General features: G+C 71.7%; 9 protein-coding genes. 4 read left to right on the top strand and 5 right to left on the bottom strand.

Annotated elements, in window-relative coordinates; all coding sequences use genetic code 11:
- Positions 1–14: 14 nt before the first annotated feature.
- Genes ACJMNC_RS03895 through ACJMNC_RS03880 form a run of 4 tightly spaced genes read right to left on the bottom strand, consistent with a single transcriptional unit; the run spans position 15 to position 5,420 of the window.
- Positions 15–659 (bottom strand): LON peptidase substrate-binding domain-containing protein, encoded by a 645-nt coding sequence (locus ACJMNC_RS03895; protein ID WP_408946632.1) that lies wholly within the window; start codon positions 657–659, stop codon positions 15–17.
- Between the two features lie 26 nt (positions 660–685).
- Positions 686–1,456, bottom strand: coding sequence for a hypothetical protein (locus ACJMNC_RS03890; RefSeq protein WP_408946631.1), 771 nt, complete (start codon positions 1,454–1,456; stop codon positions 686–688).
- Positions 1,453–4,404 carry a DEAD/DEAH box helicase gene (locus ACJMNC_RS03885; protein ID WP_408946630.1) on the bottom strand — a complete coding sequence of 984 codons (2,952 nt, stop codon included), beginning with the start codon at positions 4,402–4,404 and terminating at the stop codon, positions 1,453–1,455. Before ACJMNC_RS03885 ends, ACJMNC_RS03890 begins: the two co-directional genes overlap by 4 nt.
- Complete coding sequence (locus tag ACJMNC_RS03880; RefSeq protein WP_408946629.1) at positions 4,401–5,420, bottom strand: ABC transporter substrate-binding protein; 1,020 nt, start codon at positions 5,418–5,420, stop codon at positions 4,401–4,403. The genes ACJMNC_RS03885 and ACJMNC_RS03880 overlap by 4 nt, the downstream gene beginning before the upstream one ends.
- 237 nt (positions 5,421–5,657) lie before the next feature.
- Here ACJMNC_RS03880 and ctaD point away from each other — a divergent pair, with 237 nt between their 5' ends.
- The 3 genes from ctaD (at position 5,658) to ACJMNC_RS03865 (ending at position 9,479) form a co-directional block, all read left to right on the top strand.
- On the top strand, positions 5,658–7,376 hold the full coding sequence (ctaD, locus tag ACJMNC_RS03875) for a cytochrome c oxidase subunit I (RefSeq protein WP_408946628.1): 1,719 nt from the start codon (positions 5,658–5,660) through the stop codon (positions 7,374–7,376).
- 142 nt (positions 7,377–7,518) lie between these two features.
- Positions 7,519–8,751: a phosphoserine phosphatase SerB gene (gene serB / locus ACJMNC_RS03870; protein WP_408946627.1), complete on the top strand. Its 1,233-nt coding sequence runs from the start codon at positions 7,519–7,521 to the stop codon at positions 8,749–8,751.
- Positions 8,748–9,479, top strand: coding sequence for a peptidyl-tRNA hydrolase (locus tag ACJMNC_RS03865; RefSeq protein ID WP_408946626.1), 732 nt, complete (start codon positions 8,748–8,750; stop codon positions 9,477–9,479). The genes serB and ACJMNC_RS03865 overlap by 4 nt, the downstream gene beginning before the upstream one ends.
- Here the strand turns inward: ACJMNC_RS03865 and ACJMNC_RS03860 are convergent.
- On the bottom strand, positions 9,460–10,506 hold the full coding sequence (locus tag ACJMNC_RS03860; protein WP_408946625.1) for an LLM class flavin-dependent oxidoreductase: 1,047 nt from the start codon (positions 10,504–10,506) through the stop codon (positions 9,460–9,462). The two genes, ACJMNC_RS03865 and ACJMNC_RS03860, sit on opposite strands and share 20 nt — an antisense overlap.
- Before the next feature lie 86 nt (positions 10,507–10,592).
- Between ACJMNC_RS03860 and ACJMNC_RS03855 the strand changes: the two genes are divergently transcribed.
- Positions 10,593–11,426 carry an ABC transporter ATP-binding protein gene (locus ACJMNC_RS03855; protein ID WP_408946624.1) on the top strand — a complete coding sequence of 278 codons (834 nt, stop codon included), beginning with the start codon at positions 10,593–10,595 and terminating at the stop codon, positions 11,424–11,426.
- Positions 11,427–11,477: the final 51 nt, after the last annotated feature.

Raw genomic sequence — 11,477 nt, 5'->3', positions numbered from 1 at the left:
CAGGTCAGTCGTCGTCAGGTCTCGCCGAGCAGGCGCAGCCGGTACAGCGGTTCGGCGTCGTCGAGGGCGGCGGCCAGCACCTCGGCCCGGGTGACCGGATCGGGAGCGCAGAGCACCCGGTACCGGTCCGCATCGCCGATCGGGGAGGCTGCGGCATAGCTCCAGAGCGCGGTGGCCGAGTCGATGCCGGGCGGCGGGAACGGTGTGTCGCCGGGGTCGGTGCCGGCCAGTTCCGCTGCCGTGCAATGGATCTCCCACAGCCGATCCACCCGCTCGGCGACCGGCCGGCACACCTGCGCCCAGTCGATGTCCGACGGCACCGGCTCGTCCGGCCAGACATCGGCCTCCGCCTGCGGGTAGGGGTCGTCGTGGAGCCAGCGGCGCACCCGGATGCGGTCGGTGCCGAGGCACACCAGATGGCTGCGGCCGTCGGGGAGCTGGGCATGCCGCACGATCTCGGCGACGGTGCCGACGTCGGCCCGATCGTCACCGCCGCCCACCTCGCGGCCGCGCTCGATCAGCACCACCCCGAACCGGCCGCTGCCGTCGGCGAGGACGTCGGCGAGCAGCGCGCGGTAGCGCGGCTCGAAGACCTGCAGCTGCAGCGGGGAGCCGGGCAGCAGCACACTCTGCAGCGGGAACATCGGAATGACGGTCACCTGCTCAGTCTGCCTCACCACGCCCGTCAGGGGCCGGTGAGCAGACGGTACAGCTCGGCGAGATCGTCGACGGCCTCGGCGATCACGGTGGCCGGAACCCCGGAGGCGCGCAATGCGCGCCGCAGCGCCGCCGGTTCGAGTTCGGTGAGCGGGTCGACGGTGCCGAAGACCGGTGCCGCGGGCAGCGGGGTGCGGTCGCCGTACCAGTCCTCGCGGACGATCGGGCGTCCCGGTCCGCCCTCCTCACCGGTCGCCGCGTCGCTCTCGCCGTCATCGTCGCCGCCCCGGGCCAGCGCCAGCAGTTCGGGCAGATCGGTGCCCATCGCGTGCAGCAGCGTCGTGGGCCGGCGGTCGATGCGGGCTGCCACCTCGAAGACGGTGGCGAGCACATGAATGCAGCGCGGCGCCTCGTCCGGGCAGGTGCACGAGGACGGCACGTCCGCCGGTTCGGTGGGGGCGATCAGCTCGCGCAGGGCCGCCGGCTGCTCCCCGCGGGCCAGCTCCAGCAGGGCGTCGAGCCGGCCGGTGCCGCGGAGCAGGTCGACCACCGTCGGCGGATCGATCCGCCGGGGCTGCACCGTCACCGTGAACGGATCGAGCTGACTGCCGCGCACCGCTGCGGTGATCCTGCCGGGCAGGATCGTCAGCGAGTCCACGTGCCGGTCCCGGAAGTAGCGGCGGGCGCCGGTGATGTGCCGGTGGTCGGCCTCGGCTTCGACGGGATCGACGAAGGCGCGCCCCCAGGCGGTGATGCCGTAGCCGCGCACCGGTGCGCGGCCCGAGCGCCGGGCGTTCATTCGCCCACCGCCTCGTCGCGCAGGGCCAGCAGATCGAAGAGCTGATCGTCGCCCAGATCGCTCAGCCAGCCCTCCCCGGTGGCCACGGTCAGTGCGGAGAGTTCACGTTTGGCGGCGATCAGCTCGTCGATGCGTTCCTCGAGGGTGCCGACGCAGACGAAGCGCCGCACCTGCACCGACCGGGTCTGACCGATCCGGTAGGCGCGGTCGGTGGCCTGCTCCTCGACCGCCGGATTCCACCACCGGTCGGCGTGGATGACGTGGTTGGCGGCCACCAGATTCAGTCCGGTGCCGCCCGCCCCGAGGGTCGCCACCAGCAGCGGCGGCCCGTCGTCGGCGGAGAAGCCGGACACCAGCTCGTCGCGCTCGGTGCGGGGCAGGCCGCCGTGCAGCACCGGCACCGAGGTGCCGATCACCGGCTCGAGCCATTCCGAAAGCAAGTGGGCGAAGGCGGCGAACTGGGTGAAGACCAGCGCCCGGTCGCCCTCGGCGATCAGGGTGGTGGCGATGTCGCTGAGCAACTCCACCTTGCCCGAGCGGTGCCGGCCGCGCCGGGTCATCGGGGAGCCGTCGGCCAGATAGTGCGCCGGATGGTTGCAGACCTGTTTGAGCCGGGTCAGCGCCGCGAGCACCGTCCGCCGACGCTGCCCGGAGTGCTGCTTGTCGGCCAGCGCCGCATGCAGATCGTTGAGGATCGCCTGATACAGCCCGGCCTGCTCGGCGGTCAGGTTGGCGCGCACCGTCAGCTCGTTCTTCGGCGGCAGATCGCCGGCGATCGCCGGATCGGTCTTGAGCCGGCGCAGGATGAACGGCCGGGTCAGGGCGTTCAGCCGGGACAGTGCCTGCGGATCGCGTTCACGTTCGATGGGTTCGGCGAACCGGGCCCGGAACTGGGCGGGGGAGCCGAGCAGTCCCGGGTTGACCAGATCGATCACCGCTCGCAGATCTTCGAGCCGGTTCTCCACCGGTGTACCGGTCAGTGCCACCCGGCGCCGCACCCGCAGGCCGCGCAGAGCCTTGGCGGCGGCGGTGCGCACGTTCTTCACGTGCTGGGCCTCGTCCACCACCAGCAGATCCCAGCTCAGATCGCGCAGCCCGGCCGCATCGCGCGAGAGCGTCGCGAAGGTCGTGAGCACCACATCGGCTGCGGCAGAGGCCAATCCGTCCACCGACCGGCGCGGTCCGTGGTGGACGATCACACGCAGGCCGGGCGCGAACCGGCTCAGCTCACGCTGCCAGTTGCCGATCACCGACATCGGGCACACCACCAGCGCCGGCCCCGGCGGATCCGACTCGGCCTCGTGCCGGGCCAGCATCAGGGCGATCACCTGGACCGTCTTGCCCAGACCCATGTCGTCGGCCAGCACCCCTCCGGCCCCGATGGCACACAACGAATTCAGCCATTCCAGGCCGCGCTGCTGATACGGCCGCAGGGTCGCGGCCAGACCGGCCGGCGGCGCCAGCGGCTCCGGCCTGAGCATGCCGCCGGAGGCGATGTCGTCGAGCCAGCCCAGACCTTCGACGCGGGCCACGGGCACCGGCAGCCGGTCGTCCGGGTCGGTCACCATGGCCAGCAGCTCGGCCATGTCGGGGCGCGCTCCGCCGGCGGCCAGGGCCCGCTGGGCGGTGATGAACGAGGCCGCCCGGCTCAGCGCCGCGTTCTCGGCACGAACCCAGTGACCGCGGATCCGCACCAGATCGCCGTGCTGGCGGGCCAGTTCGTCCAGATCCTCCTGGCTCAGCGGCACGGCCTCGGGTCCCTCGCCGAGCGCCAGCCGCCACTCGAAGTCGGAGATCTCGTCGAGTCCGACCAGGCCGGGCCGGTTCCCGCCGCCGGGCAGCCCGGCCGCGCGCAGCCCCAGCGTGGGGGAGACCTCGGCGATGGTCCGGGGTAACAGCACCGTCACCCCGGCCGCGGTGATCGCGGCGGCGCCGGTCGCAAGGAACTCGGCGACGGCATCGGTGCTGAGCAGGTAGTCCAGCGAATGCGGATCGGTCTCGGCGCGGCCGAGTTCGTCGAAGACGGCGAGCGCCCGCGCCAGTTCGGTGGTGATCGCATCGAGGTCGTGCGGGTCGATCCGGTGCAGCGGAACCGGCTCGATGTGGCCGTCGGGGGTGCGCCGGCACACCTGCAGCCGCCAGCGCACCGCCGCGGGATCGGGGACCGAGCTCGTCGCCTCCCCGAACCCGTTGTCCCCGAATCCGTTGTCCCCGAATCCGTTGTGACCGTCCCCCGCGTCGTCGTCGGGTTCGTGCAGCCGCAGCACCAGCGTCGCCCCCTCCGGCCGGGAGGTGTCGCACCAGTCCCGCCAGGCCGGCAGCGCACGGCCGGCCGACTCGGCGGGCAGCGCCGGGGCGGCCGGGCGGCTCAGGCTCTCGATCAGCGGCACCCGGGTCAGGACCGGCGCCGATGCGAGCCGGCGCCGCACCTCGGCGTCGACCGCCTCGGCCAGGAAGTCGGCCACCGGCTCCTCGCCGGCCGCCCGCAGCGCCGGCGGGGCACCGGCGGCGGCCACGGTGAACCAGGCCTGCCAGGCCGCGGTCGGCAGCGGCTGCCAGCGCAGCAGCACCTCGGCGTCGACGGACTGCGCGACCGGCGCCACGGCCCCGGCGGCGATGGCCGCCCGGGCGCCGGCCAGCAGATAGCGGTAGAAGGCCAGCTCGCCGCCGGTCGTGAGATGTTCGCAGCGGTCGAGGAGTTCGACGGCGGTGGGTACCCCGACCACCGCGGCCCGCCGCAGCGCCCGGACCCCGCCCGGTTCGGCCACCTCCACGGTGTGCCGCAGCCGGCGGTGGGCCAGCAGGTCGGTCACTCCGGCCGGCAGCGGCGTCAGCTCGCCCAGCGCGTCGGGCCGGGGCGGCTCGGCGGCACCGTCGACGGCCGGCCAGAGCGCCAGCCCCAGGCCGGGGCGCCACAGCGCGTGCAGCGCCAGCCGGCGGTCGGTCAACCCAGGGATTCCTTGAGGTCGTTGAGCACCAGCCAGGCGGCGGCCAGACCGCGGGTGCGGTACCAGACCTCGTCGTCCACCCACAGCACCCGGTTCCACGAGGAGGCGCCCAGGTTCATCCACCGGTCGCTCTCGAGCACGTCGATCGCCGTGCTGCGCGCATCGTCACCGTCATAGCTGACGTAGATCTGGTCGCCGTCGGCGTCGGTGAAGTTCTCGTCGGTCAGCTTCACCGGTTCGGCGCCGCGCTGGCCGGCCGGCCGCTGGGCGCCGACCGCCGCCAGGATCGAGCCGGCGAAACTGTCGCTGCCCTCCAGGTAGCGCCCGTCGGGGGTGAACCGCACCAGGGACACCTGGTCGTGCGAGGCGTCCTTGACCCGCCCGGTCCGGGTGACCTCGGCGTCGTACTCGCCGAGTCGGTCGGCGGCGGCCCGGCTGCGCCCGAGCGCGTCGGCGGTCTCGGTGAAGGTGGCCCGCCAGTCGGCGCCGGTGGGGACGGTGGCGATCTCGGCGTCACCGAGCCTGCCGGTGGCGCGCACCGCGGCGAGCTGATCGGCGGTGGCGGGGGAGGAGAGCACCAGGTCGGGCCGGGCGGTGGCCACCTGCTGCGCCGACGGTGTGGTGCCGATGGCCGGTACGGCGGCCAGCTGCGGACCCAGATAGGCCGGGACGGTGCCCGGACCGGTGGTGACCGCGGTGACCTTGTCGCCGATGCCCAGCGCGCACACGGCATCGAGCAGAGCAGGATCGGTCACCAGGATGCGCGCCACATCGGCCCGACCCGGATCGGTCTCGGTGGGCTCGAGGCAGGTCTTGGTGAAGTCGCGGGCCGGATTCTGCACATCGGCCTCGGCGATCCGGGAGGTGACCGTGGAGATCACCTTGCCGTCCGGGGTGCGCAGCGTCGGATCGTCGTCGGCGCAGCCGCTGACTCCCAGGGTCAGCGCGCCGGTGAGGACGAAGGCCGCGCCGGCCGAAAGGGCGCGCCGGGACCGCAGCGGGGGGTTTTCTCGCACGCGCCTACGCTAGCAGAACCACAGCGGTGCTCCGGTGGTGCGGCGAGTCTCTCTAACGGGGGTGCTACCTGCGGAAACGGTACTGGTCCGGCAGGAAATACGACAGATCGTAGGACCAGTGGCACAGTTCGTCCCGGACTGGTTTACGATCGATGAGTACAGCGCTCGCTGCGAAGCGTCGCGTGAGTGCTTTTGAGGATGAGAGTCCAGGCGTTTCGGCGCCCAGGAGGAGGATCTGTGACCGCGGTAGACCAACCGACGACACGCGTGGTGCCGGAGCGCCCGTATCCCGAACGGTATAAGCCGAAGGGGTCGTTCTTCTACAAGCTCATCACCACCACCGATCACAAGCTGATCGGGCAGATGTACATCGTGACGTGCTTCGCGTTCTTCCTGGTCGGCGGCCTGATGGCGCTGCTTATGCGCGCCGAGCTCACCCACCCGGGTCTGCAGTTCCTCTCCAACGAGCAGTTCAACCAGCTGTTCACGATGCACGGCACCGTGATGCTGCTGATGTACGCGACCCCGATCGTGATCGGCTTCGCGAACTTCGTGCTGCCGCTGCAGATCGGCGCCCCGGACGTCGCCTTCCCGCGTCTGAACTCGATGGGCTACTGGCTGTTCCTGTTCGGCAACCTGGTGGCCCTGGGTGGATTCCTCACCCCCGGCGGCGCCGCCGACTTCGGCTGGACCGCCTACACCCCGCTGACCGATGCGGTGCACGCCCCCGGCGTCGGCGCCGACCTGTGGATCATGGGTCTGGGCGTGGCCGGCCTGGGCACCATCCTCGGTGCGGTCAACATGATCACCACCGTGGTGTGCCTACGCGCGCCCGGCATGACCATGTTCCGGATGCCGATCTTCACCTGGAACATCCTGATCACCAGCATCCTGATCCTGCTGATCTTCCCGCTGCTGACCGCGGCGCTGCTGGGTCTGGAGGTGGACCGCCAGTTCGGTGCTCATCTCTACGATCCGGCCAACGGCGGCGTGATCCTCTGGCAGCACCTGTTCTGGTTCTTCGGGCACCCCGAGGTCTACGTCATCGCCCTGCCGTTCTTCGGCATCGTGTCCGAGGTCTTCCCGGTGTTCGCCCGCAAGCCGCTGTTCGGCTACTCGGGCCTGGTCTACGCGACCATGGCGATCGCCGCCCTGTCGGTGGCCGTCTGGGCGCACCACATGTACGTGACCGGTTCGGTGCTGCTGCCGTTCTTCTCGTTCATGACCTTCCTGATCGCGGTGCCCACCGGTGTGAAGTTCTTCAACTGGATCGGCACCATGTGGAAGGGCCGAATAACGTTCGAGACGCCCATGCTGTTCGCCATCGGCTTCATCGTCACCTTCCTCTTCGGTGGCCTGACCGGTGTGCTGCTGGCCAGCCCGCCGCTGGACTTCCACGTCTCGGACACCTACTTCGTGGTCGCGCACTTCCACTACGTGCTCTTCGGCACCATCGTGTTCGCCACCTACTCGGGCATCTACTTCTGGTTCCCCAAGATGACCGGCCGGATGCTCGACGAGACTCTGGGCAAGTGGCACTTCTGGCTGACCTTCATCGGCTTCCACGCCACCTTCCTGGTGCAGCACTGGCTGGGCAACGAGGGCATGCCGCGCCGCTACGCCGACTACCTGCCGTCGGACGGCTTCACCACGCTCAACATGGTGTCGACGGCCGGTGCGCTGATCCTGGGTCTGTCCACGCTGCCGTTCCTGTGGAACGTCTTCAAGAGCTACCGCTACGGCGAAGTGGTGACGGTCGACGACCCGTGGGGCTTCGGCAACTCGCTCGAGTGGGCCACCAGCTGCCCGCCGCCGCGGCACAACTTCACCGAGCTGCCGCGTATCCGGTCGGAGCGTCCGGCGTACGAGCTGCACTACCCGCACATGGTCGAGCGGATCCGCGAGGAGGCGCACGTCGGCTGGGGTTCGGAGAAGCACTCCACCGCCGCGCACTGAGCGACGAGATTCACGCGAGCCAGGCCCGCCCGGATTCCGGGCGGGCCTGGCCCGTTCCTATGCTGTAGAGCAGTGATTGTGCGAGCAGTGGCATGTCGAGAACAGTCCGCGCCGGCCGCGGACGGAAACCAGAGGAGATCGGGTGTCTGAACCCGGGACCGAGCAGCAGTCCGTGCTGATCACCGTGAGCGGCCCGGACCGGCCGGGCGTCACCTCGTCGCTGATGCGGGTGCTCGCCGCGCAGGAGGTGGATCTGCTCGACGTGGAGCAGGTGGTGATCCACGAGCACCTGACCCTGGGCGTCCTGGTCGACGCCGTCGACGAGGTGGCGCAGCTCCGGTCGGCGGTGGCCGCCCCGATGGCCGAACTGGGCATGGAGGTGGCCTTCTCCACCGACCCCGAGGGCGCCGGACGCCCGGCGTCGACGCATGCCGTGGTCGTCCTGGGCCGGCCGGTGTCCGCGGAGGCCTTCGCCGCGACCGCAGCCGCCGTCGCCGAACGCGGCGGCAACATCGACTCCATCCGCGGAGTCTCCGACTACCCGCTGACCGGCCTGGAACTGATGGTGACCGCCGGCGGCAACGGCGATGCCGATGTGGCGCTGCGCGAGGCGCTCGGCGCGGTGGCGTCCCGCTACCCGATCGATGTGGCCGTCGAACGCGGCGGCCTGGCCCGCCGCGCCAAACGGGTGATCGTCTTCGACGTCGACTCGACCCTCATCCAGGGCGAGGTGATCGAGATGCTCGCCGCCGAGGCCGGCCGGGAGGCCGAGGTGGCCGCGGTGACCGAGGCCGCGATGCGCGGTGAACTGGACTTCGCGCAGTCGCTGCACGAGCGGGTCAAGGCGCTCGCCGGCCTGGACGCCTCGGTGATCGACAAGGTGGCCGGCTCGCTGCAGCTGACCCCCGGGGCACGCACCACCATCCGCACCCTGCACCGGCTCGGCTACCACTGCGGCGTGGTCTCGGGCGGCTTCCGGCAGGTCATCGAACCCCTCGCCGGCGAGCTCGCGCTCGACTTCGTGCAGGCCAACACCCTCGAGGTGGTCGACGGCACGCTCACCGGCCGGGTGGTCGGCGAGGTGGTGGACCGTCCCGGTAAGGCCCGCGCACTGGCCGCATTCGCCGAACTGATGGGCGTGCCGATGGAGCAGACGGTGGCCGTCGGCGATGGCGCCAACGACATCGACATGCTCGCCGCCGCCGGACTGGGCATCGCCTTCAACGCCAAGCCGGCGCTGCGGGAGGTGGCCGACGCCACCCTGGACCACCCGTACCTCGACGCGGTGCTCTACATGCTGGGCGTGACCCGCGACGAGGTGGAAGCCGCCGACGCGGTCGACGGTGTGCTGCGCCGCGTCCCGCTGGAGGATTGAGCGTCGCGGTGGTGGCCCGGGAGAACCTGGAGCGGCTGAACCGGTGGCAGCCGGCGCGGCCGGACCCGGCCGATGCGGCGCAGGTTCTCGCCATGCCGCTGGTGCTGCACATCGAGAAGACCGATCCGCCCGGCCGGCAGGCGCTGGTCGAGGCGGCGGCCCGGGCGACGGTGCTGGCCTGCCTGGATCCGCGGGCCGCCGCGGACGGCCCGTGGGCAGCGGACTTCGACGCCTGGTGCTCCGGCCGCATCCGCAAGATCGCCCGGCGGGCGCGCGGGGTGGCCTGGGCCGCCGTCGGCGAGGTCGAAGGGGTGACCGTCGAGCAGGACGGCGCGCAGGCCCGGGCCTTCGTTCCCGGCCCGGTCGGCGAGGTGGACCGGCGGATCGGGAAACTGCAGATCGGTGGCACCGAGGTGGACGGCGAGCTGGCCGCCGACTCGCCGCCGCGCGGGCTGCGGCTGTTCGTGGCGCCAAACCTGCCGATGACCGTCGGCAAACTCGCCGCGCAGGTCTCACACGCCTCCATGCTCGGTGCGGCGTGCGTGCCCGGCGAGCTCGTGAACGACTGGTACGCCGACGGCTGCCCGCTGGCCGTGGTGCAGGCCGGCCCCCGGGACTGGGAGACGCTGCTGGCCGAGGCGGCGGCCGGGGAGGCGGTCGCGGTGCGCGACGCCGGCTACACCGAGGTGGCGCCCGGCTCGTGCACGGTCATCGCCCAGTGGCGGTGAGTGCGGTCGGAGCCAGGGCGGCCACCGTGCCGAACCAGACCTTCCGGTCGCTGGCCAGCGGGGCCAGCATCAGTTCGTCCGCGTCGGCCAGCTGCGCGAAATCGGCGAGCTGCTCCTGCACCTGGGCCGGGGTGCCGACGGCCGCATAGCGCAGCATCTCGTCCACCTGACGGCCGTGCGGTCCCTGCAGCAGGGCGGTGGCCTGCTCGTCGGACATGTTCGTGCCGCGGCCGAAGAGCACCCGCACCCGGTGCACCTTGGCCAGCTGCAGCTGCGCGGCGGCCAGCTCGGCGTCGTCGTCGGCGATCACGGTGGCCGCCGCGATCACATGCGGTTCGGAGGTGGAGCCGTCGGGCAGCTCCGCGGGCCGGAACTCGCGGCGGTACAGCGCGACGGCCTGCTCGAGGGCGGCGGGTGCGAAGTGCGAGGCGAACGCGTACGGCAGCCCCAGGTAGGCGGCCAGCTGCGCGCCGAACAGCGACGAGCCGAGGATGTAGAGCGGGACGTCGGTGCCGGCGCCCGGGGTGGCGGTGACCCCCGGCACCCGGGATGCGCCCCGCAGATAACCCTGCAGTTCGAGGACGTCGGTGGGGAAGTTCTCGGCGGTCGCCGGATCGCGCCGCAGCGCGGCGAAGGTGGCCTGGTCGCCGCCGGGCGCCCGGCCCAGTCCCAGATCGATCCGGCCCGGATGCAGTTCGGCGAGGGTGCCGAACTGTTCGGCGATCGCCAGCGGCGAATGGTTGGGCAGCATCACCCCGCCGGCGCCGAGCCGGATGGTGCTGGTGCGGCCGGCCATATGCGCCACCAGCACCGCCGGCGCCGCGGAGGCGATGGCCGGCATGTTGTGGTGCTCGGCGTACCAGAGGCGACGGTAGCCGGCCGTGTCGGCGAATTCGGCGAGCTCGGTGGACCGGGCGAGGGCGTCGTGGACGGTTTCGCCGGGGCCCACCTGGGCCAGGTCGAGCAGTGAGAAGGGGAGGGCTTTCCCGGCGGTGTCCGGGGAGGTGGCGAGGGAGCTCATATCCATGTTCAGGTCATCGGGCCCGGCGGGTATTCCCGACCGGCCGGTGCCCGGTGCGCCCGGTCGCGGCCGCGGCGCGGCATGATGGGGGTGTGACCGATGTGCAGACCGATCCCGACCTGATCCTGGATTTTCACGCAGTGAACCTGGTGCGCGACGGCAAGACGCTCGTGGGACCGGTCGACTGGCAGGTGGAGATCGACGAACGCTGGGTGATCATCGGCCCCAACGGTGCCGGCAAGACGTCCCTGCTCCGGATGGCCGCCGCCCTCGAACATCCTTCCTCCGGAACGGCTTTCGTTGTCGGCGAGCGGCTCGGCCGCACCGATCTGCGTGAGCTCACCACCCGGATCGGCATGGTCTCCTCGGCGCTGGCCGCGCGGATCCCGGGCGACGAGCTGGTCTCCGATCTGGTGATCTCGGCGGGCTATTCGGTGCTCGGCCGCTGGCGGGAGGCCTACGACGAGATGGATCGCGCGCAGGCCGCCGACGTCCTCGAATCGATGGGCGCCGAACACCTCGCCGACCGGACCTTCGGCACCCTCTCGGAGGGGGAGCGCAAGCGGGTGCTGATCGCGCGCGGCCTGATGACCGATCCGGAACTGCTGCTGCTCGACGAGCCTGCGGCAGGACTGGATCTGGGCGGCCGCGAGGAACTCGTCGACCGGCTCGGCGTGCTGGCCTCCGACCCGGATGCGCCGGCGCTGGTGCTGATCACCCACCACGTCGAGGAGATCCCGGCCGGCTTCACCAACATCATGATGCTCGCCGAGGGGCAGGTCACCGCGCAGGGCCCGCTCGAGCAGACGCTCACCGCGGAGAATCTGACCGCCACCTTCCGCCAGGACATCGCCTTGACCGTCGACGACGGCCGCTACTTCGCGCGCCGGGCGCGGCGGGCCGGGGGCCATCGCCGGCTCGGCTGAGCGGGCCACGAACAGGAGCGCCCGGCTGCGGGCGGACACCTGCCCACAACC

Origin of the sequence: Gordonia sp. VNK21, assembly GCF_046098115.1 — a bacterium.
Classification (GTDB): Bacteria; Actinomycetota; Actinomycetes; order Mycobacteriales; family Mycobacteriaceae; genus Gordonia.
The sequence above is the reverse complement of the archived record's forward strand: the minus strand, read 5'-3'. Positions and strand labels throughout refer to the sequence as shown.

What these genes read in the sequence shown, in the direction of transcription:
- ACJMNC_RS03890 (WP_408946631.1), bottom strand. Translation starts at nt 1,456, where the DNA reads ATGAACGCCCGGCGCTCGGGCCGCGCACCGGTGCGCGGCTACGGCATC.
- ACJMNC_RS03860 (WP_408946625.1), bottom strand. Translation starts at nt 10,506, where the DNA reads ATGGATATGAGCTCCCTCGCCACCTCCCCGGACACCGCCGGGAAAGCC.